The 26,751-nt window shown below is 72.7% G+C and carries 19 protein-coding genes; 9 read left to right on the top strand and 10 right to left on the bottom strand.

Going from position 1 to position 26,751, the window contains the following annotated elements; all coding sequences use genetic code 11:
- Positions 1-244 precede the first annotated feature (244 nt).
- From IEZ08_RS15595 to IEZ08_RS15565, 7 genes are all read left to right on the top strand, one after another.
- Positions 245-1,150: a LysR family transcriptional regulator gene (locus IEZ08_RS15595; protein WP_068924465.1), complete on the top strand. Its 906-nt coding sequence runs from the start codon at positions 245-247 to the stop codon at positions 1,148-1,150.
- Positions 1,151-1,196: 46 nt separating this feature from the next.
- Complete coding sequence (locus IEZ08_RS15590) at positions 1,197-2,717, top strand: phytoene desaturase family protein (RefSeq protein ID WP_068924463.1); 1,521 nt, start codon at positions 1,197-1,199, stop codon at positions 2,715-2,717.
- 203 nt (positions 2,718-2,920) lie between these two features.
- The gene (locus tag IEZ08_RS15585; RefSeq protein WP_068928938.1) at positions 2,921-3,628 is read left to right on the top strand and encodes a response regulator transcription factor; all 708 of its coding nucleotides are present in this window, start codon (positions 2,921-2,923) and stop codon (positions 3,626-3,628) included.
- Positions 3,625-5,205 carry a sensor histidine kinase gene (locus tag IEZ08_RS15580; protein WP_068924461.1) on the top strand — a complete coding sequence of 527 codons (1,581 nt, stop codon included), beginning with the start codon at positions 3,625-3,627 and terminating at the stop codon, positions 5,203-5,205. Before IEZ08_RS15585 ends, IEZ08_RS15580 begins: the two co-directional genes overlap by 4 nt.
- A 145-nt stretch (positions 5,206-5,350) precedes the next feature.
- A complete protein-coding gene (locus IEZ08_RS15575; protein ID WP_068924459.1) occupies positions 5,351-6,547 on the top strand; it encodes a bifunctional glycosyltransferase family 2/GtrA family protein in 1,197 nt (398 codons plus the stop codon).
- A complete protein-coding gene (locus tag IEZ08_RS15570; RefSeq protein WP_189242366.1) occupies positions 6,544-8,568 on the top strand; it encodes a glycosyltransferase family 39 protein in 2,025 nt (674 codons plus the stop codon). Before IEZ08_RS15575 ends, IEZ08_RS15570 begins: the two co-directional genes overlap by 4 nt.
- 112 nt (positions 8,569-8,680) lie before the next feature.
- Entirely contained in the window at positions 8,681-9,328 is a 648-nt protein-coding gene (locus IEZ08_RS15565; protein WP_068924455.1) for a TetR/AcrR family transcriptional regulator, read from the top strand.
- Between the two features lie 119 nt (positions 9,329-9,447).
- Here IEZ08_RS15565 and IEZ08_RS15560 read toward each other — a convergent pair whose 3' ends face one another.
- The 10 genes from IEZ08_RS15560 to IEZ08_RS15515 form a co-directional block, all read right to left on the bottom strand.
- Positions 9,448-9,708, bottom strand: coding sequence for a hypothetical protein (locus IEZ08_RS15560; RefSeq protein ID WP_068924453.1), 261 nt, complete (start codon positions 9,706-9,708; stop codon positions 9,448-9,450).
- A gap of 46 nt (positions 9,709-9,754) precedes the next feature.
- Complete coding sequence (locus tag IEZ08_RS15555) at positions 9,755-10,627, bottom strand: helix-turn-helix domain-containing protein (RefSeq protein WP_084780342.1); 873 nt, start codon at positions 10,625-10,627, stop codon at positions 9,755-9,757.
- Positions 10,628-10,711: 84 nt separating this feature from the next.
- Positions 10,712-10,918: a hypothetical protein gene (locus IEZ08_RS15550; protein ID WP_068924449.1), complete on the bottom strand. Its 207-nt coding sequence runs from the start codon at positions 10,916-10,918 to the stop codon at positions 10,712-10,714.
- Between the two features lie 261 nt (positions 10,919-11,179).
- Positions 11,180-12,607 (bottom strand): flavin monoamine oxidase family protein, encoded by a 1,428-nt coding sequence (locus tag IEZ08_RS15545; protein WP_189242365.1) that lies wholly within the window; start codon positions 12,605-12,607, stop codon positions 11,180-11,182.
- A 173-nt stretch (positions 12,608-12,780) separates the two neighbouring features.
- Complete coding sequence (locus IEZ08_RS15540; protein WP_068924446.1) at positions 12,781-14,556, bottom strand: acyclic terpene utilization AtuA family protein; 1,776 nt, start codon at positions 14,554-14,556, stop codon at positions 12,781-12,783.
- Positions 14,557-14,612: 56 nt separating this feature from the next.
- Positions 14,613-15,413 carry an enoyl-CoA hydratase-related protein gene (locus tag IEZ08_RS15535; RefSeq protein ID WP_068928937.1) on the bottom strand — a complete coding sequence of 267 codons (801 nt, stop codon included), beginning with the start codon at positions 15,411-15,413 and terminating at the stop codon, positions 14,613-14,615.
- Between the two features lie 91 nt (positions 15,414-15,504).
- Complete coding sequence (locus tag IEZ08_RS15530; protein WP_189242378.1) at positions 15,505-17,565, bottom strand: acetyl/propionyl/methylcrotonyl-CoA carboxylase subunit alpha; 2,061 nt, start codon at positions 17,563-17,565, stop codon at positions 15,505-15,507.
- A gap of 8 nt (positions 17,566-17,573) precedes the next feature.
- Positions 17,574-19,106, bottom strand: coding sequence for an acyl-CoA carboxylase subunit beta (locus IEZ08_RS15525; RefSeq protein WP_229803144.1), 1,533 nt, complete (start codon positions 19,104-19,106; stop codon positions 17,574-17,576).
- A gap of 137 nt (positions 19,107-19,243) precedes the next feature.
- Positions 19,244-21,097 carry a serine/threonine-protein kinase gene (locus IEZ08_RS15520; RefSeq protein WP_229803136.1) on the bottom strand — a complete coding sequence of 618 codons (1,854 nt, stop codon included), beginning with the start codon at positions 21,095-21,097 and terminating at the stop codon, positions 19,244-19,246.
- A gap of 151 nt (positions 21,098-21,248) precedes the next feature.
- On the bottom strand, positions 21,249-22,610 hold the full coding sequence (locus tag IEZ08_RS15515; protein WP_229803134.1) for an FAD-binding oxidoreductase: 1,362 nt from the start codon (positions 22,608-22,610) through the stop codon (positions 21,249-21,251).
- A gap of 219 nt (positions 22,611-22,829) precedes the next feature.
- Here IEZ08_RS15515 and IEZ08_RS15510 point away from each other — a divergent pair, with 219 nt between their 5' ends.
- Together IEZ08_RS15510 and IEZ08_RS15505 are read left to right on the top strand one after the other, a co-directional pair.
- Entirely contained in the window at positions 22,830-25,628 is a 2,799-nt protein-coding gene (locus IEZ08_RS15510) for an immune inhibitor A domain-containing protein (protein WP_189242364.1), read from the top strand.
- A 152-nt stretch (positions 25,629-25,780) separates the two neighbouring features.
- A complete protein-coding gene (locus IEZ08_RS15505; protein ID WP_068924439.1) occupies positions 25,781-26,719 on the top strand; it encodes a diacylglycerol/lipid kinase family protein in 939 nt (312 codons plus the stop codon).
- Positions 26,720-26,751: the final 32 nt, after the last annotated feature.

Below are 26,751 nucleotides of genomic sequence, written 5' to 3'. Positions count from 1 at the left end.
TCTCCTCGGTCAGGACCGTATGCTTGCCTGATTAGAACGGTGTAAACAGAGATCTTCGTTCTAAAGAGAGCACGCTAGGGTTTCCGCTCGAAAGGTGTCCATCGGAAGATCGGCCGATGACGGACGCCTTCAGTGGTGGGAAGACGCCGATGACCGCGGCGCGCCGCCGCCGGGACCGTCCCCGGAGCGAGCGGAAGAAACGAATCTACAACGTAAAGACATCGGGACGTCATAGCCTAGAGCTATGAGTAATCTGCCCGACCTGGAGTCCCTCCGGCTGCTCGTCGACGTCGACCGGCTGGGCAGCCTCGGGCAGGCGGCCCGGGCCGCGGGCATCGCCCAGCCCTCGGCGAGCAAGCGGATCGCGCTTCTGGAGCGCCGCCTGGGCCTGCCGCTGCTGGAGCGCACCCCCCGGGGCTCCACGCTCACCTCCCAGGGCACGATGGTCGTGGCCTGGGCGGCGCAGGTGCTGGCGGCGGCGGAGGAGCTGATGCGGGGGGCGCAGGCCGTACGGCACGCGCGGACGGCGCACCTGCACATCGCCGCGAGCATGACCGTGGCCGAGTACCTGCTGCCGCGCTGGCTGGGGGAGTTGCAGAGCCGCGAGCCGCAGGTGCAGGTCGGGCTGGACGTGCAGAACTCGGCGGAGGTGGCCCGGCTGGTCGGCGAGGAGGCCGCGGGCATCGAGCTGGGGTTCGTGGAGGGGCCGTCGGTGCCGCCGGGTCTGGTCTCCCGGGTGGTGGCCGCCGACCGGCTGGTGGTCGTGGTCGCGCCGGGCCATCCGTGGGCGCGCCGCCGTACCCCGCTGCTCGCCGCCGAGCTGGCCGCGACCCCGCTGGTGGTCCGGGAGCGGGGGTCCGGCACGCGGGAGACGCTGGACCGGGCGCTGGCCGGCCACGACGCGGCGGCCCCCCGGCTGGAGCTCGGCTCGAACGCGGCGGTCAAGGGGGCCACCGGCGAGGGCGCCGCCCCGGCGGTGCTCAGCGGCTACGCCGTCGAGGCGGAGCTGGCCACCGGGCGCCTGGCCGAGGTGGCCACCCGGGGCATCGACCTGGAGCGCAGCCTGCGCGCGGTCTGGCGCAGGGGGCGTCCCCCCACCGGTCCCGCCGCGACCCTGCTGGCCATCAGCCTGACCGCGTCACCTCGGTGACGATGGAGCTGTCCGTCGCACCGTACGTCTCACCCTGGATGTGACCATGATGCGTTCCCGCTACGACGCTGTGATCATCGGAGGCGGCCACAACGGCCTGGTCGCCGCCGCCTATCTCGCCCGGGCCGGCCGCCGGGTCCTGCTGCTCGAACGCCTGGACCACACCGGCGGGCTCGCCGTCTCGGCCCGGGCGTTCCCCGGGGTCGACGCCCGGCTCTCGCGCTACTCCTACCTGGTCAGCCTGCTGCCATCCAAGATCGTCAAAGATCTGGGGCTCGGGGTGGAGCTGCGCCGCCGCCGGTACGCCTCCTACACGCCGGCGGGGGAGACCGGGCTGCTGGTGGACAACGACGACGCCGCCCGCACCGCCGCGTCGTTCGCCCGGGTCACCGGCGGCACCGCCGACCTCGACGCCTGGCGCCGGTTCTACGCGATGACCTCCGAGGTGGCGGCGGCGGTCGCGCCGACGCTGCTGGAACCCCTCGCGGACCGTACGGCGATGCGCGACCTGGTGGGCCGCGAGGCCTGGCGGGAGCTGTTCGAGCGGCCGATCGGCGAGGTCGTGGACGAACGGTTCGCCGACGACACCGTCCGCGGCGTGGTGCTCACCGACGCCCTCATCGGCACCTTCGCCGACCCGTGCGGCGACGACCTGCTGGCCAACCGGTGTTTCCTCTACCACGTGATCGGCGACGGCACCGGGGACTGGAACGTCCCGGTCGGCGGCATGGGCGCGGTCTCCGGCGGCCTGGCGGACATCGCGCGGGCGGCCGGGGCCGAGATCGTGACCGGCGCCGAGGCCGTGGCCGTCGATCCGGCGGGCGAGGTGGTCTTCCGCGACGCGACCGGGGAGCACACGGTCACCGGGGAGCGGGTGCTGGCCAGCGTGCCGCCCGCCGTACTGGCCCGGCTGCTGGGGACGGAGGAGCCCGCGCCCGAGGGCGCCCAGCTCAAGGTCAACATGGTGCTGTCCCGGCTGCCCCGGCTGAGGGACCCGGACGTCGATCCGGTGGCCGCCTTCAGCGGGACCTTCCACATCAACGAGGGCCGTGACCAGCTGGCCCGCGCGTACGCCGAGGCCGCCCGGGGACGGATCCCGGCCCTGCCCCCGGCCGAGGTGTACTGCCACTCGCTGACGGACCCGTCGATCCTGGGGCCGGACCTGCGCGCGGCCGGGGCGCAGACGATGACGCTGTTCGGCCTGCACATGCCCGCCCGGCTGTTCCGCGAGGATCCGGCCGCCTCCCGGGAGCGGGCGCTGCGCGCGACCCTCGCCTCGATGGACGCGGTCCTCGCCGAGCCGATCGAGGAGTGCCTGCTGCGCGCCCCGGACGGGAGCCTCTGCCTGGAGGCCAAGACCCCCGTCGACCTGGAGGACGAGGCGGGCCTGCCCGGCGGGCACATCTTCCACCGTGACCTGTCGTGGCCGTTCGGTGAGCCCGGCACGTGGGGGGTGGAGACCGGCCACGAGCGGATCCTGCTGTGCGGGGCGGGCGCCCGGCGCGGCGGCGGGGTCAGCGGGATCCCCGGGCACAACGCCGCGATGGCGGTGCTGGGAGTTTCCTGAGCGGCCTTCGGCGTTTCTGAGCGGCCTTCGGGAGCATGCCCGGAAGCGTTCCTGCGCGGCTCACCGGGAGCGCGTCCGGGAGGCGTCCGTCAGGATCGCCCGCGGGCGTCTCCCAGCGGGAACGCACGGGTCCCTTCATGTCTCACCGGGAACGCACGGGTCCCTTCATGAGGCTCTCATGAAGGGCGCCTACCGTGGTGACCATGGGGGACGGTGAGATGGTGCGGGTGCTGGTCGTGGACGACGAGCCGGCGCTCAGGGAGGCGCTGCAGAACAGCCTGGAGTTCGAGGGCTACCGGGTCGGCCTGGCCGTCGACGGGCAGGCCGCGCTGGAGGCCCTGGAGCGGGAGCCGTACGAGCTGGTGCTGCTCGATGTGATGATGCCCCGGCTGGACGGGCTGACCGCCTGCCGCAGGCTCCGGGCGGCGGGGAACCGGGTGCCGGTGCTCATGCTGACCGCGCGCGACGCCGTGGGCGACCGGGTGTCGGGGCTGGACGCGGGGGCCGACGACTACCTGGTCAAGCCGTTCGAGCTGGACGAGCTGCTGGCCCGGGTGCGGGCCCTGCTGCGGCGCGGCGCCATGGCCGCCCCGGCGGACGCGGACCCCGGCGTGCTGGTCTTCGGGGACCTGCGGATGGACGCCGCCGCCCGGGAGGTCACCCGGGCGGGCGTCCCGCTGGAGCTCACCCGGACCGAGTATCTGCTGCTGGAGCTGTTCATGGTCCACCCCCGCCAGGTGCTCACCCGCGAGCAGATCCTCAGCGAGGTGTGGGGCTTCGACTTCGAGCCGTCGTCCAACTCCCTGGACGTCTACGTCATGTACCTGCGGCGCAAGACCGAGGTCTCCGGGCTCCCCCGGCTGATCCACACCGTCCGGGGCGTCGGCTACGTGCTGCGGAACGCCCCGTGAAGGGCCGCCGCTCCCTGCGCGCGCGGCTGACCGTGCTGGTCGCGGCGACGGTGGCCGTGGCGATCGCGGTGTGCGCGGGGGCCTGCTGGTTCATCGTCCGGTCGGCGCTCCTGGAGCAGGTGGACCGCTCCCTCGACGGGCCGAGGCTCCGGGAGAGCGCGTGGATCATCGACCGCTGCCTGGGAGACACCGCGATCGGCGACACCCCTCCGCCGCGTGACATCCCTCCACCGGGCGAGGCCCGTCCGGGGCTGGGTGAGCGGGTCCTCCCGCGCGGGCTGCCGCCGAACCTCCCGCCGATCCAGCTGGTCGACGCCGCAGGGAGGGTGTGCGCCGTCGGCGACACCGCCATCGAGGTGGTCCCGGCGGACCTCGCCCTGGCGAAGGCCCCGAAGGGCGCGTACGCCGCACCCCGGGACGGGGTGACCGAGGACGGGGCCGAGGTACGGGTGATGACCCGCTCCATCGGGTCGGGCTACGCGGTGATGGAGGCCCGTGAGCTGGGAGAGTTCCAGACCACGCTGACCGGGCTAGCCGGGATCCTCGCCGGGGTCGCCGGGCTCGGCGTGGTGGGCGCCGCGACGGCCGGCAGGCTCATCGCCCGTACGACGCTGCGGCCGGTGGAGCGGTTGACCGGCGCGGTGGAGCACATCGCCAGGACCGAGGATCTCGGCACCCGGATCCCGGTCGAGGGCACCGACGAGATCGCCCGGCTGGGCGCCTCCTTCAACGCGATGACCGCCGCGCTGGCCGGGTCCCGTGAACGGCAGCGCCGGCTGGTGGCCGACGCCGGGCACGAGCTGCGCACCCCGCTCACCAGTCTGCGCACGAACGTCGATCTGCTGCTGCGCAGCGAGAACACCGGCCGGCCGCTGGCCCCGGCCGCCCGGCACCGGCTGCTGGGCAGCCTCAAGGCGCAGTTCGAGGAGATGTCCACGCTGATCGGGGACCTGCTCCAGCTGGCCCGCGGTGAGGAGGAGCACGGGCCGCACGCCGAGCTCGCCTTCCACGAGGTGGTCGGGTCGGCGGTGGACCGGGCCAGGCTGCGCGCCGGGGACATCCCGATCGAGGTGGACGTCGGGCCCTGGTACGTCCGGGGGGACGAGGCGGCGCTGCAGCGCGCCGTGGTCAACCTGCTCGACAACGCGGTGAAGTTCTCCCGGGCGCCGGCGGACGGCCCGGCCGGGGAGAACACGGAGAACACGGCCGGGGAGAACACGGCCGGGGAGAGTGCGACCGGGGGAAACGCGACCGGGAGGGACTCGGCGGACGGTGGTTCCGGCGGCCGGGGCCCCGTGGTCGTACGGCTCCGCGGCGGCGAGCTGACCGTGCGCGACCACGGCCCCGGCGTCGCCCAGGACGAGCTGCCCTATGTGTTCGACCGCTTCTGGCGTTCGTCGTCGGCCCGGAGCATGCCCGGCTCCGGTCTGGGCCTGGCCATCGTGGCGCAGGCCGTACGGGACGCCGGGGGAGAGGTCGTCCTGGAGAACGCCCCGGGCGGAGGCGCCCTGGCCCGGCTGCGCCTCCCGGGCGCCGGCACCCTGGAGGACCTGTCCGGCTCCGCGGCCGCACGCTGACACGCAAGTCATTTACAAGATCAATGGATCATGCTTAGAATCCTCATTTTCTCACCCCTTATTAACGATCGCCTCAGGATCGCTCAAGAACGCCTGCCGAACCTGGGGTCATGACAGATCAGAGCGACGGTCCCCGGGGGGCAGCATGAGCCAGCCGACGGCGCCGGTACGTACCCGGTTGGTCGAGGTCGTGATCCCGGTCCACAACGAGCAGCGGGTTCTCGCCGGGAGCGTCGACCGCCTCCATTCCTACCTCACCAGCACGTTCCCGTACGGCTTCCGCATCACGATCGCGGACAACGCCAGCACCGACGGGACCTGGCCGATCGCCGTGGAGCTGAGCCGCCGGCTGCCGCACGTGCGGGCGGTCCACCTGGACGCCAAGGGCCGGGGCCGGGCGCTGCGCCGGGTCTGGTCCGGCAGCGACGCCGACGTGGTCAGCTACATGGACGTGGACCTGTCCACCGACCTCGACGCGTTCCTGCCGCTGGTGGCCCCGCTGCTGTCCGGCCACAGCGACCTGGCCATCGGCACCCGCCTGTCCCGGAACGCGAACGTGGTGCGCGGGCCCAAGCGGGAGTTCATCTCCCGCTCCTACAACCTGCTGCTCCGCGGAGCGATGGGCGCGGGCTTCTCCGACGCCCAGTGCGGCTTCAAGGCGGCCCGCACCGAGATCGTCCAGGCGCTGCTCCCCGCGGTCGAGGACGAGGAGTGGTTCTTCGACACCGAGCTGCTGCTGCTCGCCGAGCGGCACGGGCTGCGCATCCACGAGGTCCCGGTGGACTGGGTGGACGACCCCGACAGCCGGGTGGACATCGTCAGGACCATCAAGGACGACCTGAAGGGCATGGCCCGGGTGGCGCGCAAGACCCTCTCGGGTCCGGCCGGGATCCCGGTCCCGCCGCGGGTGCGTGAGGCCCGGCTCCCGGCCGGCATGGCCCGCCAGCTGCCCCGCTTCGCGATCATCGGGGTGATCAGCACCCTGGCCCATCTGACCCTGTTCACGTTCCTGCGGCTGCTGATGCCCGCCGTCGCGGCCAACGCCCTGGCCCTGTTCGTCACCGCGGTCGCCAACACCGCGGCCAACCGGCGCTTCACCTTCGGCGTCACCGGCCGCGCGGGAGCCCTGCGCCAGCAGCTCGAGAGCGGCCTGGCCTTCCTCCTCGGCCTGGTGCTGAGCACCGGAGGACTGGCCCTGCTGACCTCCCTGGTCCCCGGCGCGTCCACCGCCGCCGAGATCGCCGCGGTCATCGCCGCCAACGCCCTGGCCACCCTGGTGCGCTTCCTGCTGCTGCGCGGCTGGGTCTTCAACCCGCGCCGGGTGAAGGGGGGCGCGCGATGACCGTCCACGTCTGCCCGGCGGCCCCGCGCTGGGCCCGCCCGGCGTTCTGGGCGGTGCTGGCACTGGCCGCCGTGCTGTACACCTGGGCGCTGGGGAACAACGGCTACGCCAACGACTACTACGCCGCCGCCGTCCTGTCCGGAACCCAGAGCTGGAAGGCGTTCTTCTTCGGCGCACTGGACGCGGGGTCGTTCATCACCGTGGACAAGCCGCCGATGGCGCTGTGGGTGATGGGGTTGTCGGCCAGGATCTTCGGATTCGGGACGTGGAGCATGCTCCTGCCCCAGGCGGTGGCGGGCGTCGCGTCCGTCGCCGCGGTCCACTCGGCCGTACGGCGCTCGCTCCCGGGGACGACGGGTCACGCGGCCGGGCTGGTGGCCGCGCTGGTGATGACCCTGACCCCGATCACCGTCGCCATCAACCGGGACAACAATCCCGACACCGTCCTGGTGCTGCTGCTGGTGCTGGCCGGATGGTTCTGCCTGGAGGCGGTGCGCGACGGCCGGACCCGCACCCTGGTGGTCTCCGCGGTCCTCGTCGGGCTCGCCTTCACCACCAAGATGCTCCAGGCCTACCTGGTGGTCCCCGCCTTCGCCCTGGTCTACCTGGCGATGGCCCCCGGCGCGGTGCTCCGGCGCCTCGGTCGGCTGCTCGCGGCGGGTGCGGCACTGGTGGCCTCCAGCGGGTGGTGGATGCTGGTCGTCGATCTGTGGCCCGCCGCCGACCGCCCCTACATCGGCGGCAGCACCGACAACTCCGTCTGGGACCTGGTCATCGGCTACAACGGCCTCGGCCGGATCTTCGGCGGCGGAGGGGGACGCGACGGAGGAGGGGGAGGGTTCGGCGGCGAGTCCGGCGCGGGACGCCTGTTCAACGACGTCATGGCCGGACAGATCTCCTGGCTTCTGCCCTTCGCGGTCCTCGCTCTGGTCTGCGGCCTGGTCCTGGTCACCCGCCGGTCCCGGCCGGGCGGGACGCCCGCGCCCTCCGGAGCGCCGGAGCCGTCCGGAGAGCTCGCCCCGGCGGCCCGTGACGAGCTCTCCGGCGCGCGTGCGGCCCTGTGGTTGTGGGGCGGCTGGCTGGCCGTGCACTACGTGGTCTTCAGCTTCTCGCGTGGAACGTTCCATCCCTACTACTCCACGGCGATGGCTCCTGCCGTCGCCGCCCTCACCGGTGTCGGCGGGGCGCTGATGTGGCGGGCCCACCGGGAGTCCCGCGCCTGGATGTGGGCGCTGCCGGTGGGGGTCGTGGCCACCGGGGCGTGGGCGTTCACGGTGCTGCGCCGTACTCCCGAGTTCGTGCCCTGGCTGGCCTGGGCGGTGGCCGGGGTGAGCGCGGTGGCCGCCGCCGGGCTGGTCGCGGCGCGGATCGGGCGCCGGGTGAGGCTGCGGATCGCAGCCGTCGCCCTGGCGGCCGGGCTGGTGGCCGGGCTCGCCGGGCCCACCGCCTACGCCCTGACCCCGCTGGGCTCGGCCGTCAACGGCACCAACCCGACCGCGGGCCCGGCCGGGAGCGGCGGCTCCGGCGGTATGCGCGGCCCCGGTGCGATGCCGGGCGGCACACGGGAGGGTTTCCCCGGCGGGGCCTTCCCCGGCGGGACACGGCAGGGCGGCGGGGCCGGCGCCCGCGGCTCCATGCGGGACGGCCCCGGCGGGACCGTGAGCGAGCGGATGATCGGATACCTGACGGCGAACCGGAACGGTGCGACCTGGCTGGTGGCGGTGGGCAGCGCGCAGAGCGCCTCGTCGATCATCCTCTCGACCGGCCTGCCCGTCATCGCGATGGGCGGTTTCACCGGGAGCGACCCCGCGATGACCGTGGACCGGCTGAAGGGGCTGGTCTCGTCGGGCAGGCTCACGTACGTGATGCCCGGCGGCGGCCGGGGCGGTCCCGGTGGCGGCGGTCCCGGTGGCGGCGGCGGTTCCGAGGTGAGCGAGTGGGTCCGGGCCAACTGCGCCGTGGTCGCCCCCTCGGAGTACGGCGGCCAGGGGAGCGGGCAGTCCCTCTACCGCTGCGGCTGACATCTCCCCTCCCATCCGCTCACCCATGTCCCTTCCGTCTCCTCGTGTCACCGATCGCACAGCCGGTCACTCACGACGGGGGCGGAAGGGCGTGCTGCTGTAGTCTTGCGCCGTGCACAGCGGAGGAGGATCGCGCGGCAGCCGCGCCGACCAGGCAGACCAGCGGCGGGCCGAACTGCTCGAAGCGGCCCGGAAGGTCGTTCTCGAGCGAGGACTGGCCAGCACCCGCGTGGCCGACATCGCCAAGGCGACCAACGTGAGCGGCGGGCTGATCCACTATCACTTCGCTACCAAGAACGATCTCATCACCGAGATGCTCCGCAGCACGAGCGAGGCGGAGATCCAGCGGTTGCGGGAGATCGCGGACGGCCCGGGGAGCACGGTGGAGCGGCTGGACCACATCCTCCGCCTGTGCATCCCCGCCTCCCGGGACGACCAGGGCTGGATCCTCTGGCTCGACGCCTGGGCGGTCGGGATGCGCGAGGAGCACGTCCGGACGATTCTGCTGCAGTTCGAGGGCGCCTGGATCGAGATCCTCAGGGACGTGATCGCCCTGGGCGTGGCCGCGGGCGAGTTCGTCTGCGACGACCCGCAGGGCGCGGCCGAGCGCCTCGACGGCATGCTCGACGGCCTGGCCATCCGCTACACCCTGGAGGCGGGGAACATGTCCCGCGACCGGCTCCTGGAGCACGCGCGTGTCGCCGCCGCCCGGGAGGTCGGTCTGGAGCGGTCCGCTTTCCCCGCCGAGGCGGCCCCGTAGCCGCTCTCCCTCCGTGGCCGCTCGTTCCCGGTGGCCCGGTCATCCCGGCCCGTCGTGCGCAGCCGGCCCGGCGGGATCCAGGCGGGCAGAGCTGAGCGGGCAGAGCTGAGCGGGCAGATCTAGGCGGGCAGGGCGGCGAGCAGGTAGGCCAGGCGCGCGGCGGCGTCCTCGACGTTGTCGGCGCTGCCGAGGCGGTAACCCCAGGAGGTGATGAAACCTCCGTCGGGTGAGCACGTCACGGTCTCGTTGAGGGTCTCACTGAAGCGGTTGCGAATGCGTACGTACGCGGGATCCCCGAAGGAGATGTGCTGAAGGGACAGATCGGCGTGCGAACGGATCGCCGTGGCAAACCTCTCCAGACAAGACAGCGTGTCCAGCATCGTGCGTCACCTCCGTCTCGGATGAGGATTGCATGATCTTGTGGACTTAATCAAGCAATTGCGGAGATTCTTCCCTTGATTGTCGGGAGAAATCGTCGAGCACCCGCATGATGACCGCCCTGGCGTCCTCGCGGAAGGCCGCGACCTCGCAGAACTCGTCGAAGGCCCGCTCGTAGAAGACGATGTCCTCGGGGTCGCGCAGGATCAGGTCCCGGGTGCGGGTGGGCACCGCGACGTGGTCCTGGTCGTAGATCCAGAAGCCGTTGAGAAGGGCGGACGGGAGGGGGGCCTCGAAGGGCACCACGCCGAACTCCACGTTCGGCAGCGCGGTCACCGCCAGCAGCCGGTCGAGCTGGCCCCGCATCACGTCCAGCGGGGCCAGCCGGTAGCGCAGCACCGCCTCGGGCAGGATGAAGCGGAACCGTTTGCGCTGGTCGTAGAGGATCTCCTGGCGCCGCATGCGGACCAGGATGGCCGCGTCGACCTCGTCGGGCGCGTTGTAGAGGCGCTTGATCCGGGTGAAGATGCTCCGGGCGTACTCGGTGGTCTGCAGCAGGCCGATGACCACACCCGGCTCGAACACGCGGAACGTCGTCGTCCGCGCCTCCAGGTCGCGGATGTCCTCCTGGAGGGCGGCCAGGCCGCTGCGGTGCCGCTGCCGCCAGGAGTCCTGCCGCTCCATCAGCGCGCTGAGCTGCTCGACCAGGTCCTCGACGACCTCGGAGGGGGTCTGCGTGACCCGCCCCCACTGGATGATGTCGTCCTCGGTGGCGGTCTGCCGGGCGTTCTCGATCCGCGAGACCTTCGAGGCCTGCCATCCGAGGCGTTCGGCGAGATCCTTGCCCGACAGGCGGGAGGTCTCCCGCAACTGCCTGAGCTGCATGCCGAGTTCTGCCCGGGCCTGCTGGAACCCACTCAACGCGACCTCCCGTACGGTGCCGCACGAGAGTAGACCGACACGCGCCGATCAAGCCATAGGGATGACCCTAATCGTGATCGATATTTATCGCAGCACCTGGCGGGCGATGTCCATCAGGAGTTCCCGGGGGACCTCGACGGCGGTCTCTCCGTCCAGGACGTGGCGGAGGTCGGACAGGGCCTCGGTGTCGGTGACGTGGAGTCCCTGGACGACGATGGTGCCGCGATCGGTCTCGTAGAGGGAGGGGCAGGCGCCCGCCTCCGACGTGGAGCCGAGAAACCGCAAACGCATGACTGTTCCTTCCCCGAGCCAGCCTCGCCTTGCAATTGCGCGCAATCTTAGGGGCTGCGGGGTGGGAGATGCTAACAATCACCCAATTGTGTCCATCCTCAAAGAGACTTTGTCGCTTATGAAGCGAAAATACATCCCTTATTGTGCTGTAAGTCCGATTGAGGAATTCTAACGGTGATCGTTGTGCGGGTTCGATGACCCTGGCCCCCTCGGTGACGGGTGCCTCGGGTGCCTCGGGTGCCTCGGGGGACTCAGGGGGACTCAGGGGGACTCGGGGGGACTCAGGGGGACTCCGGGCGCCGGTTCGGCGCGGAGGGCCTGTGCCACCGCATCCGCGGCGGCCTCTCCGGACCGCACCGCACCGTCGATGTAGCCGTACCAGCGTGGTGAGGTCTCCGACCCCGCCCAGTGGACGCGGCCCGTCGGAGCGCGCAGCGCCGTGCCGAACTGGGTCCACGCACCCGGCGGGAACACCGCCGCGTAGGCGCCGCGGGTGAACGCCTCCTCGTTCCAGGCCCGCTCGACGAGACTCACCGGCGCGGCGGCCCGCGGACCGAACAGGCGGCCGAGCGCGTCGAGGACGGCCGTCCGGCGGTTCTCGGGGGAGCGGGCGGCCAGGTCCCGGGCGGGCGCGCCGTTGACGAAGGCGATCAGCGTGCCGCGCCGGCCGGATGGGGGGCTGCTGTCCACGGTCATGGTGACCGGGCCGTGCAGGCTGAGGGAGATGCCGCTCAGGCCGGCCCGCCGCCAGAACGGTTCGGGATAGCCGGCGATGTATTTGATCACGCTGCCCATGGGGAGCCGCTGCAGCAGGTTGTCGCGCGCCGCCGGCAGCGGCGGCCGGTAGGCGATCCGGGCCGCGAGCGGAGGGGGGACCGCGACCACCGCATGCCGCGCCCGCCAGGTGGTTCCGTCCTCGGCGGTGACCGCGACGCCGGAACCGTCCTGCTCGATCCGGCGGACCGGCGCGTTCAGCCGGACCGCGGCGCCCAGCCGTTCGGCGAGCCTGGCGGCCAGGCCGTATGCCCCGCCGGCCAGCCGGTCCTGCTGGGCTCCTCCTTCGAAGTCGGTCACCGCCGCCAGGCCGCCGGCGGCCTTCACGTAGAACAGCGCGTGCAGCAACGACAACTCGCTCGGTTCGCAGGCCCAGATCGCCCGGCAGGCGAGGGCGAGGAACCGGCGCCCGTCCCGGGTCCTGACCGTGCGGTCGATCCAGGACTGCATGGTCTGGCCGTCGAGCGCGGCGGCGTTCGGGCCGCGCCACGGGGCTTCGGCGTCGACGGCGCCGGCGAGCCGGTTGAGGCGGAACTGGGCATGAGCTACGTCTGCGAGGGCCACCGGCCCGAGTCTCGGCACCGTGCCGCGGAACCGGCGCAGCCGTCCGGTCGCGGTCTCCAGCACGCTCGCACCCGCGGTGTGCGTCGGGACGACGTCCACGCCGAACTCGGCGGCCAGCGCGTACACCCGCTCCTGGCCCGGTCCGACGAACTGGCCGCCGAGGTCGACGATCTCGCCCTCGACCTCGGTGCCGGCGGTGCGGCCGCCGACCCGGTCGCGGGCCTCGATCAGAAGGACCCCGGCTCCGCGGCGGCGGAGGCGGTCGGCGCACACGAGGCCGGCCATACCGGCACCGACCACGACGACGTCGACGTCGACGTCGACGTCGACGTCGGGGTACTGGTGGGACATGTCATCTCCTGGGGTGTCGGTCGTGTTCGCGGCATGCGCGAACACGCCAGCGCACCCACCGGCCACCACGGCGCTGACTTCTCGGATTCACTTGTGTACGTAGATCATTTCCGGCGCGTCGCCGCGATGTCAACCGTGCGGGCCCGGGAGGCGGAATCCGGCGGCTCAGCCCCTCAGCCCCGGAGGTCCCGGGGAATGGGCACGGTCCTGGCGCGCAGTTCCTCGCCGAGGGCCTTGGCCTGGGCGTCGAGACGAGGGCTGGCGGCGACTCCCCGGCCGAGCAGTCCGTGGACGACGAAATTGAGGGCGAGCAGGTTGGGCAGTTCGAAGCGCCCGATCTCCAGCCCGGCGGTCGCGGGCAGCAGCTCCCTGATCCGCTCGGCCGTCAGGTAACCGGCCAGCCAGGCGAACTGCTCGGCGGTCCGGACCCAGACACCGAGATTGGCGTTGCCGCCCTTGTCCCCGGAGCGCGCCCCCACGATCGTCCCCAGCGGGGCCCGGACGACCGGTGGCTCGCCGTCCGCGGACGCCGGGACGGAGTGCGCGGAGGGGGCGGCGGTGCCGGAGGAGGATGCGGTGGTGGAGGGGCGCGGGGCGGGAGCCGGGGCGGGTTGGGGGGCGGGGAGCTCGTGGCCGTCGAGATGGACGCGCGGGCGGACGGAGGCGGCGGGTACGAGGACGGGCCAGTAGACGCCGTACGGCGAGGCGTCACCCGGAGGGGTCAGCCCGTAGAAGCCCGGGTAGCTCGCCAGGCCGGTCTCGACCACGGCGGAGGAGAACAGGCGACCGGCCTTCGCGCGGTCGGGGTCCATCACCGTGATCCGGAGCAGGGCGGTGTCCCCGAGGGGGGTGAGCTCGGTGTGGACCTGCTCGAACGACTCCTTCGGGACGCGGGCCCAGACGGCGTCCTGCGCGAGGCGGGCCTTGGCCTCGATGTCCAGGCCGGTCAGGACCAGGGTCATGGTGTTGCGGTAGCCGCCGAGGTAGTTGACCGCGACCTTGAGGGTGTCCGGCGGGGCCTCCCCGCGCACGCCGGAGATCCGGACCCGGTCGGGGCCCTGCTGCTCCAGCCGGATCGTGTCGAAGCGGGCCACCGCGTCGGGCCCGGGGTAGCGGGGGGAGGCGATCTCGTACAGCAGCTGGGCCGTGACCGTGCCGACCGAGACCAGGCCCCCGGTCCCGGGATGCTTGGTGATCACGCCGGATCCGTCGGCCGCCAGTTCCACCAGCGGGAAACCGCAGTTCGCGGGGTCCGGGACCTCGCCGAAGAAGGCGTAGTTGCCGCCGGTCGCCTGGCAGCCGCACTCGATGACGTGCCCGGCGACCACCGATCCGGCCAGCGCGTCGTAGTCGTCCGGGCGCCAGCCGTACCGCCAGATGCCGGGCCCGGTGACCAGCGCCGCGTCGGTGACGCGCCCGGTCACCACCACGTCGGCCCCGGCGGACAGGGCGGCCGCGATCGGCCTCCCGCCGAGGTAGGCGTTGGCGGTCAGGGGATCGGCGGGCAGCCTCTCCCCGGTGTCCGCGTTGACCGCCTCACCCAGGACGTCCCGCCAGGATCGCCCTCCGGGGGGCACGGAGCCTCCCGGGCCGCCGGGCCCTCCGCCGAGCAGGTCGTCCCCGGTCACGTGGGCGACCCGCACCGCCAGGCCGAGCCGGCCGGCCAGTTCCGACACCGCCGCGGCGCACCCCCCGGGATCCAGCCCGCCGGCATTGGACACGATCTTGATGCCCCGGTCCACGCAGGTCCCCAGAACCTGTTCCAGCTGCTTCAGGAACGTCGGCGCGTACCCGGGCCGGCCCTTCAGCCGGTTCCCGGCGAGGATGAACATGGTCAGCTCGGCGAGCCAGTCGCCGGTGAGCACGTCGATCGGCCCGCCCTCGACCATCTCCCGCGCGGCCGAGAGCCGGTCGCCGTAGAAGCCGGAACAGTTGGCGATGCGGAGCATCGGGCCTCCTTCGGCCGTGTCGTCCTTGCGGGACCGGGCCTCCCGGGACGGGAGGCTCACTCCGGACCGGCGGTCTTCTCCGGGGACGGGACCCAGGCGGGCGGGCGTTTCTCCATGAAGGCGGCGATGCCCTCCTGCCCCTCGGCCGAGGTGAACCGCTGGGCGGACAGCTCGGCCATCTGCCGCATGCCCTCCTCGACCGTGAGCGCGGGCACCTGCCGGACCAGCTGCTTGGTCAGCGCCAGCGCCTCGGGCCCGCCGCGCAGCAGCATGTCCGCGTAGTGGGCGACCGTGGCGTCCAGCTCCCCGGCGGGAACGGCCCGGGTCAGCAGGCCGATCTCCTGGGCGCGGGCGGCGTCGAAGGTCTCCCCGGTCATCAGGTACTCGGCGGCGGCGCGCGGGTCGAGCCGCCGCAGCACGGTCACCGAGATCATCGCGGGTACCACGCCCAGCCGGACCTCGGTGAACGCGAACGACGCCGAATCCGGGGCGATGGCGAAGTCGCAGGCCGCGACCAGGCCGAGCCCTCCGGCGCGCGCCGTGCCGTTCAGCCGGCAGATGACCGGCTTGGGGCTGTTCCAGATCATGCTCATGATCTCCGGGAACGACGCGGTGACCGGCGCCTCGTGCGCCGTGCCGGGCTCGACGCGCTGCTCCTTCAGGTCCGCCCCGGCGCAGAACACCGGCCCGGTCCCGGTGAGCACGATCACCCGTACGCCCTCCTCGGCCAGCGCCCAGTTGAGCCGGTCCTCCAGGTCGCCCAGCAACCGCACCGACAGCGCGTTCCGGTTGCGCGGGGAGTCCAGGGTGATGGTGGCGACCCCGCCGGACACCTCCTTGTGCACCAGCCGTTCCATCGGCCAGCCGCCGTCTCTGCTCACCTGACTCACCTGGCTCACTCCGCTCCTCGGCGCCCCGCGGGCGAGGCTCCGGGCCTCCGCGCGGCGTTCATCCCTGTTCCCGTTCCTCGATCACGGCCAGTACGGCCCCCGCCTCGACCTGACGGCCCGGCGCCGTGTTCAGCTCCCTCACCGTGCCCCCGGCGGGCGCGGTGATCCGATGTTCCATCTTCATGGCCTCCAGCACCACGACCACCTGGCCCGCGGCGACCGGCTCGCCGGGCTTCACCTCGACGCGCAGCACGGTACCGGGCATCGGGGCCAGCAGGGAGCCCGGGGCCAGTCTCTCGACCGGCTCGGGCAGGCGCGGCAGGGGCGTGAGCCGCACCGGGCCGAGCGGCGAGTCCACGTATGTCACGCCGCCGTGGCGGGCGACCGAGAAGCGGTGCCGTACGTCGGAGGTCTCCAGCACCACGGCTGCGGGCGAGGCGCCGACCAGGACGGTGTCCGGGAAGCCGTCGGCCCGCAGGCCGTCCCGGGTGAGCCGGTAGGCGATCGTGCACACGTCCGCGTCCGTGCCCGTCCCGGCTCCCTCCGGGGATCCGCCGCCGATCCGGAAGGAGACGCGCTGCGGCTGGGACGGCACGTTGCGCCACCCGCAGGGCAGCGTGGCCTGCACGGTCGCCGCCGCCCGGTTGGCGGCGGCCTCCGCGAGGGCGGCGGCGAGGGCGGAGAGCGCGAGGAGGGACGGTCCTGCGGGCGCCCCGGGACCCGCGACGGCCCGGCCGGACGCCCCGGGGGCGTGCCCTCCGGAAGGACGGGTGGCGAGGGCGTGCTCGTCCAGGAAGCCGGTGTGGGTCTCGCCCGCCAGGAAGGAGGGGTGGCGCAGGAGTTCCACCAGCAGGTCCCGGTTGGTGACGGGGCCGTGGATCCGCGCCCGGGCGAGGGCGGCGGCGAGCCTGCGGGCGGCGTCGGCACGGCTCGCGCCGTGCGCGACGACCTTGGCGATCATCGGGTCGTAGTGCACGCCGATCTCGGAGCCGTCCTCGACGCCGGAGTCCAGCCGCAGGCCGTGAGTGACGGGGGAGAAGCGGGCGTCCACGCCGGGGACATCGAAGCGGTGCAGCACGCCGCTCTGCGGGCGCCAGTCGCGGGCCGGGTCCTCGGCGTACAGGCGCACCTCGATGGCGTGGCCGTCCGGTTCCGGGGGAGCCGGGGGCAGGGGCTCGCCCTCGGCGATCCGGAGCTGGAGCTCGACCAGGTCGATCCGGTGGACGCACTCGGTGACCGGGTGCTCGACCTGCAGGCGGGTGTTCATCTCCAGGAACGCGACCGTGTCGTCCTTGACCAGGAACTCGACGGTGCCCGCGCCGACGTATCCGATGGCCCGGGCCGCCCGTACCGCCGCCTCGCACAGCCGGGCCCGCAGTGCGGGGGAGACCGCGGGGGAGGGGGCCTCCTCGACCACCTTCTGGTGCCGCCGCTGGATCGAGCACTCCCGCTCGCTCAGCGCCCAGACCGTCCCGTGCGCGTCGGCCAGGATCTGCACCTCGATGTGCCGGGTGCGCTCCAGCAGCGGTTCGACGAAGACCGTCCCGTCCCCGAAGGCCGCCTCCGCCTCCCGCCGCGCCGCCTCGATCTCCCGGCCGAGGTCGCCGGGGGCGCGGACGATCCGCATGCCCCGGCCCCCGCCGCCCGCCGACGCCTTGACCAGCAGCGGGTACGGCCAGTCCCCGGCCGCGCCGGGAGTGCCGGTGGCGGGGAGGGCGAGGCTGGGCAGGACGGGGACTCCGGCCTCGGCCATCAGGGACTTCGCCTCGATCTTGGAGCCCATCGCGGCGATGGACTCCGGGCTCGGGCCCACCCAGACCAGGCCGGCGTCGAGGACGGCGCGGGCGAAGGCGGCGTTCTCCGACAGGAAGCCGTAACCGGGGTGGACGGCGTCCGCGCCGCCGCGCCGGGCGGCCTCGACGATCTTCTCGATCGACAGGTAGGTGTCGGCGGGCCGGGCGCCGGGCAGCCGTACGGCGTGGTCGGCCTCGGCGGCGTGCGGCGCGCCGTCGTCGGCGTCCGAGAAGACCGCGACCGTCTCGATGCCGAGGGCGCGGCAGGTGCGGAAGACACGGCGGGCGATCTCGCCCCGGTTCGCGACGAGCAGACGGGTGATCAAGGACACGGTCACATCCGGAAGACGCCGAAGCCCGCGGGCTCCGGGGCGGGGGCGCTGTTGACGGCGGACAGGCACAGGCCCAGGACGGTACGGGTGTCTCGGGGATCGATGACCCCGTCGTCGTAGAGCCGCCCGGACAGGAAGAACGGCAGGGACTCGGCCTCGATCTGCGCCTCCACCGCCGCGCGCATCGCCGCGTCGGCCTCCTCGTCGTAGACCTGCCCGCGCGCCTGCGCCGCGGCCCGGCCCACGATGGACAGCACCCCCGCCAGCTGCGCGGGCCCCATGACGGCCGACTTCGCGCTCGGCCAGCTGAACAGGAACCGGGGGCCGTAGGCCCGGCCGCACATCCCGTAGTTGCCCGCGCCGTACGACGCCCCCATGACGACCGTGAGGTGCGGGACCGCCGAGTTGGAGACCGCGTTGATCATCATGGCGCCGTGCTTGATGATGCCGCCCTGCTCGTACTCCCGGCCGACCATGTAACCGGTCGTGTTCTGCAGGAAGATCAGCGGTGTGCGCGCCCGGCCGGCCAGCTGGATGAACTGCGCCGCCTTCTGGGCCTCCTCGCTGAACAGGACTCCCCGCGCGTTGGCCAGGATCCCGACCGGGTAGCCGTGCAGCCGTGCCCACCCGGTCACGAGGCTGGCGCCGTACAGGGGTTTGAACTCGTCGAACACGCTGCCGTCCACGAGCCGCACGATCACCTCGCGCGGGTCGAACGGGATCCGCAGGTCCTCCGGCACGATTCCGAGCAGCTCGTCCTCGTCGTACAGGGGCTCGCGCACGGCGCCCGCCGCGTGCCCGCGCTTGACCCAGTTGAGCCCGCGCACGATCCGCCGCCCGATCCGCAGCGCGTCGTGCTCGTCGGCCGCCAGGTAGTCGGCCAGCCCGGAGACGCGGGCGTGCATCTCCGCGCCGCCCAGCGACTCGTCGTCGGCCTCCTCGCCGGTGGCCATCTTCACCAGCGGCGGGCCGCCCAGGAAGACCTTCGCGCGCTCCCGCACCATGACCACGTGGTCGCTCATCCCGGGCACGTAGGCGCCTCCGGCGGTGGAGTTGCCGAACACCAGGGCGATCGTCGGGATCCCGGCGGCCGACAGCCGCGTCAGGTCGCGGAAGATCCGGCCGCCCGGGATGAAGATCTCCTTCTGCGTCGGCAGGTCCGCCCCGCCCGATTCGACCAGGTTGACCAGCGGCAGCCGGTTCTCCAGCGCGATGTCGGCGGCCCGGAGCGTCTTGCGCAGGGTCCACGGGTTGGACGTGCCGCCCCGCACGGTCGGGTCGTTGGCGACGACCACGCACTCGACGCCCTCGATCACGCCGATGCCGGTGACCACGCTCGCCCCCACCGGGAAGTCGCTGCCCCACCCGGCCAGCGGCGAGAGCTCCAGGAACGCCGAGTCGGGGTCGAGGAGCAGCTCTATCCGCTCGCGGGCGAGCAGCTTGCCGCGCCGCCGGTGGCGCTCGACGTACTTCTCGCCGCCGCCCGCGACCGCCTTGGCCTGCTCGGTCTCCAGCTCGGCCAGTTTGGCGAGCATCGCCTCACGCCGGGCCCGGTACTCGTCCGAGGAGGTGTCCAACCGGCTCACCAACCGCCTCCCTTGTCAGAGGATGTCCCTGGGATTGTCCCCCGCCGGCCGTCCCGGCGGCGGAAGCGGCGCCGGGAACGCCCGGGTCAGCCGCAGTGGCTCCAGCCGCTCTTCCAGGACACCGTGCCGTACGTGCCGCCCCAGATGACGCACTTCTTGGTGGCGGCGAGCCGTACCGGGCCCGCGTAGGCCGTGAAGGCACCCGGGTTGCTCGCCGTCGATCCGCCCTGCACCTGCAGGATCGCGTTCATCTTGACCTTCTGGGGGACCACGTACCTGGACATGGTGACGACGCAGTTCTTCCCGCTCGCGGCGCTGTAGAAGAGGTAGACGGTCGCGCCGGAGCCGAGGGCGTGCGCGTTGATCTGCTTGAACCCCGACCCGCACAGCGCCGCCGCCTGGTACGGGTTCGGCTTCGGCGCGGGCGTCGGCTTGACGGTGGGCTTCACCGTGGGCTTGGTGGGCTTCACCGTGGGCTTCACCGTGGGCTTCACGGTCGGTTTGACGGTCGGCGTGGGCGTCGGCTTCACGGTCGGCTTGACGGTGGGCTTGACGGTGGGCTTCACGGTCGGTTTGACGGTCGGCGTGGGCGTCGGTTCGACGCTCGGCCTGGACGTCGGGCTCTCCGAGGGCGTGCCGTCCGGGTCCGGCGGCTCTTCCCCGGCATCGTCCCCGGAGCCGTCCTCGTCCGGGGAGGCCTTCTCCGTCGGGCGGTGACTCGGCTCGGGCTCGGGTTCCGGCTCCGCGTCGTATGCGGGCTTGGCCACCAGGGAGCCCTCCTCCGGCGCGGGACTCTCCCCGCCGGACGCGGCCGGCTCCTCCACCGCGGGCGGGTCGTCGGGGATGAGCCCGGGCTCGGGGGTCCCGGCCCGCTGCTGCTGTTCCCGCACGGACGCCTCACCCGAGGCGGGAGCCTGCGCGGCGGAGGCCTTCTGGTCGTCCTGGAGGACGACCACGGCCCCGGCGGACACGGCGAGCGCGGCCACTCCCGCCGCCGCGGCCAGCAGCAGGCCCGCCGGGCGGCGGCGCCCGCGCGCCGGCTCCCGCCGCGCGGGGGAGGCGGAGGTGGGGCCGGAGGCGGATGCGGGAGCGGAAGCAGAGGCGGACGGAGAGGTGGAGCCGGGAGCGGGCGGCAGGGCGGAGGCGTCCCGGGGAGCCGGGGCGGCGGGGGCCGTACCGGCCATGAGGTGGGCGACGAGCTGTTCGGCGGTCGGCCGTGCCGCCGGGTCCTTGGCCAGGCAGGCCGCGACCACGTCGCGCAACGGCCCGTCCAGGCCGCCCAGCTCCGGCTCCACGGTCAGGATCCGGTTCATGACCACGGGGATCGAGTCCTGGCCGAAGGCGGGCGCGCCGGTGGCGGCGAAGACCATCGTGACGCCCCATGCGAACACGTCGGCGGCGGGCGTCACCTCGCCCCCGCCGAGCTGCTCGGGAGCCAGGTAGGACGGCGTCCCCATGGCCATCCCGGTCGCGGTCATGCCGGGGGCGTCCAGCGCCCTGGCGATACCGAAGTCGATCACGACGGGGCCCTCGGGACCCATCAGCACGTTGGCGGGCTTGAAGTCCCGGTGCAGGATCCCGGCGCGGTGGATCGCCACCAGGGCGGTCGCCGTGCTGACGGCCAGCCGCTCCAGCGCTGCTCCGCGCCGCGGGCCCTCCCGGTCGACGAGCTGGCGCAGGGACGGGCCCGGCACGTACTCGCTGACGATGTACGGCTGGCTGCCCTCCAGGTCGGCGTGGAGGACCGGTGCGGTGCAGAACCGGGCCACCCGCTGGGCGACCGCCACCTCCCGCAGGAAGCGGGTGCGGGCTTCGGCGTCCGCCGCGAGCCCGTGGTGGAGGAGCTTGACGGCGACCTGCTCGCCGCCGGGGCCCCGCCCCAGATAGACGATGCCCTGGCCGCCCTCGCCGAGCCGCCCCGTCAGCTCGAATGCGCCCAACCGCTGAGGATCCCCCGCCACGAGCGGCTGTACCACGTTAACCCCCGGCAAACCTACAAAATTCGGTCACGTGGGGCAGCACGCTACCAGCGTGAGCCGTGATGCGGAGATCTATTCGGTGAGGGTCCCGGTCCGTCGCGCGGGCCGGAGATCAGACGGCCTTGCCCGGGTTGAGGATGCCGAGCGGGTCGAACACCTGCTTGACGCCCCGGTGGATCTCCTCGGTGACCGGCCCCGTCTCCAGTGCCAGCCAGCGCTGCTTCAGCAGCCCGACCCCGTGCTCGCCGGTGAGCGTGCCGCCCCGGCGCAACGTCTCGCGGAAGACCTCGTCGGCCGCGGCCCACACCTCCGGCGGCGGCTCCGGCAGCCCCCGGTCGAAGACGAAGACCGGGTGCAGGTTGCCGTCCCCGGCGTGGGCCACCGTGCAGATCGGCACCCCGTGCCGGGCTGCGATGTCCTCGATGGCGGAGATCATGTCGGGGAGCGCCGAGCGCGGCACGCACACGTCCTCCACCAGGCACGAGCCGAGCCGCTCCTTGGCGTGGTAGGCCATCCGCCGCAGGCCGATCAGCTCCTCGGCCTCCCGCCGGTCGGCCGAGGCCGCGACGAACGACGCCCCGTTGTCCTCGCACAGCTCGCGCATCCGCTCCGCCACCGCCTGCCCGTCCACCGCGTCGGACTGGGCGATCAGCATCGCCTGGACGGACGGCTCCAGGCCGATGTTCTTCCAGTCGTCGATGGCCTTGAGCGTGGCCCGGTCGAGCATCTCCAGCAGGGAGGGCTGGCAGCCGGCCGCGATGATCGCCGCCACGGCCGCCGCCGCGTCCCGCAGCGAGCCGAACTCCGCCGCGATCGTCGCCGGGTAGACCAGCGGAGCCCGGCGCAGCCGTACGGTGGCCGCCGTGATCACCCCGAGCGTGCCCTCCGAGCCGACGAAGAGCCCGGTCAGGTCGTAGCCGGTCACGCCCTTGACGGTCCGCCGGCCGGTGTTCAGGACGCGCCCGTCGGCCAGCACGACCTCCAGGCCCAGCGTCGAGTCGCGGGTCACGCCGTACTTCACGCAGCGCAGCCCGCCCGCGTTGGTGGCGAGGTTCCCGCCGATCGTGGAGATCTCGTAGGAGGAGGGGTCCGGGGCGTACATCAGCCCGAACTCGCGGGCCGCCCGGTCCAGGTCCGCCGTGATGACACCGGGCTCCACCACGGCGATCTCGTCGGCGGGGGAGAGCTCCCTGATCGCCGCCATCCGGTGCAGCGCCAGCACGACGCACCCCTCGACGGCCGTCGCCCCGCCGGCCAGCCCGGTGCCGGCCCCGCGCGGCACCACCGGCACCCGGTGCGCGCTCGCCCAGCGCATGACGGCGACCACGTCGTCCCGGCTCTCGGCGAGTACGGCGGCCAGCGGCTTGCCGGGTTCCAGGAACGTCCGGTCCCGGGCGTAGGAGTCGGTCACGTCGGGGTCGGTCAGCACCTTCCCGGGGCCGAGAACGGCGACGAGCTCAGCGATAGCGGTCACACAGGGACTGTACGACGTCACCCCGGCCGGCCGGGCCGGCATCGCTCCGACCGGCCAAATCGGCTATCTCCGACATAAACGATCGATCACACTTTGACAACATAAGTCGGATGCTTTACTTCTCCTTTACCTTCTCCTCTAACGTCCCGGACGGCGCGCCTATACCGGCGTGCCGGGGAACGTCCGCGCCCGGCGAACCCGGGCAGGGAGGGTATTCCGTTGTCCAGCAGAGGCAGAGGCGCCGGTAGGCGCCTGCTCGCGCTCGTGCCCGTGCTCGGGCTGGCAGCCGCGGGGCTGTCCGTGAACGGCGCGTCGGCCCAGGCCGACGACTCGGTCGCACGGTACGTCCCGGCGCCGAGCGACTACTACATCAACTACGCGCCCCCGTACGTCCAGGGTGACAGCACCACGATCGACGAGCGGTTCCGGCCCGGGGCCGCCAAGCGCACGCGCTCGGGGCTCGCCCACGCCCAGGAGGTCGACCGCAAGCACGCCGAGGGCAACCCGGCCGCCGCGAAGGTCCTCGCCTCACGCGAGACCCGGGCGATCAGGACGGGCAAGAACCCCTTCGACTTCATCTTCAAGAAGGCGGGCCAGACCCAGCAGGCGAAGTTGCTGACGCTCCTGGTCGAGTTCAACGAGAACGCCAACGACGACTTCTCGGGCTTCAGCCGGCCCAAGTCGATCGACGACGTCAACGACTGCGTGACCGAGCCGCCGGGCACCAAGCTCAACGGCCCGCTGCACAACAACATCCCCAACCCCGCCGACTCCGGCGCGGGCAAGGACAACAACACCATGTGGGTTCCGGACTTCAGCCCGGAGCACTACAACAAGATGCTCTACTCGGACAAGGGGATCACCCAGCGCGTCCGGATGGACCTCACCGACCCCCGGGACGGTAAGAAGGGCATCGACATCTCCGGTTACACCATGAAGAAGATGTACGAGGAGATGTCGAAGGGCGCCTACAGCGTCACCGGCGAGGCGATCGGCTGGATCAAGGTCCCGCACTCGGAGGCGTGGTACGGCGCCGGCCGCTGCGGAACCCGGCCGCAGGACATGTCCGGCCACCCCGACAACCCGGCCGGCCCCGGCGCGCTCCCCATCGACGCGGTCAACGTGCTCGCCCATCAGCGGCCGGACTTCCCCTGGGCCGACTACGACGTCGAGGACGTCTCCGACGCCGACGGTGACGGCAACCTCCAGGAGCCGGACGGCGTGATCGACCACCTCGTGCTCGTGCACGCCGGCGCCGACAAGTCCGGCGGCGGCGGGGCCGAGGGCACCTACGCCATCTGGGCCCACTCCAGCGCCGTGGCCGGCGGTTACACCGTCCCCGGCACCGACAAGAAGATCTCCAACTACATCGTGCAGCCGGAGGACTCCGGGGTCGGCATCTTCGCCCACGAGTACGGGCACGACCTGGGCATCCCCGACTTCTACGACGCCACCGGCGGCGGCGACACCAGCGTGGACTTCTGGGACCTGATGTCCTCCGGATCGCACGCCGGCCCGCTCATCCAGTCGATGCCGACCCACATGGGCCTGTACGCCAAGTGGCTGCTCGGCTGGGCCGACCCGGCGGTCCTCAACCCGGGTGACCGCAGGAAGGCCGTGACCGTCGGACAGGCCTCGCGCACGCCCAAGCACACCGCCGACGGCATCCGCGTCAACCTCCCCGACAAGACCGTCACGATGGCCGTCCCGCACAGCGGCGGCAAGATGTGGTGGTCCGGCAACGACCAGGCCTGGGCCGACGTCAAGCTGACCCGGACGATCCAGGTCCCGGCCGGCGGCGACGCCCGGTTCTGGATGTGGAACCACTACGCCGTCGAGGCCGACTGGGACTACGGCTTCGTCGAGGTCTCCACCGATGGCGGGGTCACCTGGGCCGAGCAGAAGGTCTACGACTCCTCCGGCGCCCTGGTCTCCACCGGCGACGACTACGCCGACCCCAACGGCCGGTTGCACGACTACGGCGTCCCGGAGGGCGGCGACAAGAAGTACGGCCTGACCGGGTCGACCGCCGGCTGGCGCCACGACTACGTGGACCTGGCCCCGTTCGCCGGCCAGACCGTCCAGCTGCGGCTGCGCTACGCCACCGACGCCGGCACCGAGGAGACCGGCTGGTTCTCCGACGACTTCTCCGTCACCGCCGGCGGCGCCACGGTGTGGAGCGACGACGTCGAGGGCGGCGAGAACGGCTGGACCGCCGCCAAGGGCACCTTCACCGACACCACCGGCACCGGCTGGCACATCCACGGCGGCAGCGTGCAGAGCGCCCAGTACTACCTGGCCGAGTGGCGCACCTTCGACGGCTTCGACAGGGGCCTGCAGTACGCCTACGACACCACCTGGGCGCACGAGAACGCCTGGAAGGTGGAGAAGCTCAAGTACAACGCCCCCGGCCTGCTGGTCTGGTACCGCGACGCGGCCTACCCGGAGAACGACGGCGACGCCCACACCTTCGAGCTGCCCTCGGTCGGCCCCAAGGGCGAGATCCTGGTGGTCGACTCGCACTACGAGCCGCTGCGCCGGACCGGCGAGGCCGCCGAGAAGGACCCGTCGGCGCTGAAGAACCTCCCCTCGCGCCCGCAGTCCTCCAACGCGGCCTTCACCTTCGGCAAGACGTACCCGTTCACCGAGTGCATCGAGGGTGAGCCCTTCACCGAGTACTGCACGAAGTTCCCGGCGCTCCCGGGGGTGAAGACCTTCACCGACGCCAAGACCTGGTACCCGGGCCTGGAGGTGCGTGACGGCAGCCTGTTCTACCGCCACCGCGACGCCTCGGCGGTCGTGCCCTCCAAGGGCAGCCAGCCGTACAGCACGCGGGTCGTCAACCCCGACGGCACCCCCGCCACCGAGATGTACGGCACGGACATCGGCGGCGGCCACGTCCTCGGCACCGGCAACCCCGGGGACGAGGGCAAGGCGCTGGGCGTGCAGATGAAGCTCATCGCCCCGCTCCCGGGGAACCTCGGAGTGATCGTCCAGGTCACCCCGCCCGCGAAGTAGGGCCCGGGACCCGAACCCGACCTCCTGGGGACGTGATCCGGGCACCCGGGACGTGACCGGGCGGCCGTGATGTGACCGGGCAGGGAGCCCCGCCGTCGACCGACGGCGGGGCTCTACCATTTACCGGGAACATCTCCATGAAAAGGTGAAGTGTGAGCGAGCTTCGCAGCAAGGCCGAGCACACCGCGGCCATCCATGCCGAGCGCAGGGTGTGCGTGGTGGTCAACACGCGGTCCCGGCGTGGCCGCCACCGCTACCCGCGGGTGGTCAGCACGCTCCGGTCCGAGGGCTTCGACCTGCTCGGGGTCTTCCCCGTGGACGACCCCAAGCGCCTGCGCGCCACCCTGGACACGGCCCTGGACGCCAAGCCCGACCTGCTCGTGGTGGGCGGGGGAGACGGCACGCTCAGCGCCGCCGTCAAGCACGTCGCCCACCGCGACGTCGCCCTCGGGGTGCTCCCGCTGGGCACCACCAACAACTTCGCCCGCAGCCTCGGCCTGCCGCTGGACCTGACCGGGGCGATCCGGGTCTTCCGCACCGGCAAGGTCGCCGACATCGACCTGGGCATCGCGGGCGACCGGGAGTTCGCCAACCTGACCAGCTTCGGCGTCTCGGTGGAGGTCGCCGGGACGGTCAAGCCCTGGCTCAAGCGGGTCCTCGGCCGGGCCGTCTACCCGCTCACCGCCCTGACCGTCCTGCCCGGCCACCGGCCGTTCCGGGCGTTCCTCACGGTGAACGGCAAGCGCCACGAGCTGCTCACCCACCAGCTCAACATCGCCAACGGCCGCTTCCACGGCGGCTGGCAGGTCGCGCGCGACATCAGCATCGACGACGGCATGCTGGTCGCCTACCAGCTGGGCTCGGGCAAGCGCCTGCGGCTGCTGCTGGAGACCCTGGTGCGGGCCAGCACCGGCCGCTGGCGCAGCCTGGCGGGCGGCCCGTTCGTCATCGGCACCGAGATGTACCTGGAGACCGACCCGCCGATGGCCGCCGACGTCGACGGCGAGGTCCGCCTGCGCACCCCCATCACGATCAGGACCGTCCCCAACGGCCTGCGTGTCATGGTCCCGCAGAGCTTCGTCGACTCCTGACCGGCGTACGGCGCGTACCCGGACCAGGAAGC

Origin of the sequence: Planobispora rosea, from assembly GCF_014648175.1 — a bacterium.
In the GTDB taxonomy this organism is placed as follows: domain Bacteria; phylum Actinomycetota; class Actinomycetes; order Streptosporangiales; family Streptosporangiaceae; genus Planobispora; species Planobispora rosea.
The sequence above is the reverse complement of the archived record's forward strand: the minus strand, read 5'-3'. Positions and strand labels throughout refer to the sequence as shown.

Bases quoted from the DNA above. Each gene is read 5' to 3' on its own strand.
- IEZ08_RS15595 (WP_068924465.1), top strand. From the start codon at position 245: ATGAGTAATCTGCCCGACCTGGAGTCCCTCCGGCTGCTCGTCGACGTC.
- IEZ08_RS15590 (WP_068924463.1), top strand. From the start codon at position 1,197: ATGATGCGTTCCCGCTACGACGCTGTGATCATCGGAGGCGGCCACAAC.
- IEZ08_RS15585 (WP_068928938.1), top strand. From the start codon at position 2,921: ATGGGGGACGGTGAGATGGTGCGGGTGCTGGTCGTGGACGACGAGCCG.
- IEZ08_RS15575 (WP_068924459.1), top strand. From the start codon at position 5,351: ATGAGCCAGCCGACGGCGCCGGTACGTACCCGGTTGGTCGAGGTCGTG.
- IEZ08_RS15570 (WP_189242366.1), top strand. From the start codon at position 6,544: ATGACCGTCCACGTCTGCCCGGCGGCCCCGCGCTGGGCCCGCCCGGCG.
- IEZ08_RS15560 (WP_068924453.1), bottom strand. From the start codon at position 9,708: ATGCTGGACACGCTGTCTTGTCTGGAGAGGTTTGCCACGGCGATCCGT.
- IEZ08_RS15550 (WP_068924449.1), bottom strand. From the start codon at position 10,918: ATGCGTTTGCGGTTTCTCGGCTCCACGTCGGAGGCGGGCGCCTGCCCC.
- IEZ08_RS15545 (WP_189242365.1), bottom strand. From the start codon at position 12,607: ATGTCCCACCAGTACCCCGACGTCGACGTCGACGTCGACGTCGACGTC.
- IEZ08_RS15540 (WP_068924446.1), bottom strand. From the start codon at position 14,556: ATGCTCCGCATCGCCAACTGTTCCGGCTTCTACGGCGACCGGCTCTCG.
- IEZ08_RS15535 (WP_068928937.1), bottom strand. From the start codon at position 15,413: ATGGAACGGCTGGTGCACAAGGAGGTGTCCGGCGGGGTCGCCACCATC.
- IEZ08_RS15525 (WP_229803144.1), bottom strand. From the start codon at position 19,106: ATGCTCGCCAAACTGGCCGAGCTGGAGACCGAGCAGGCCAAGGCGGTC.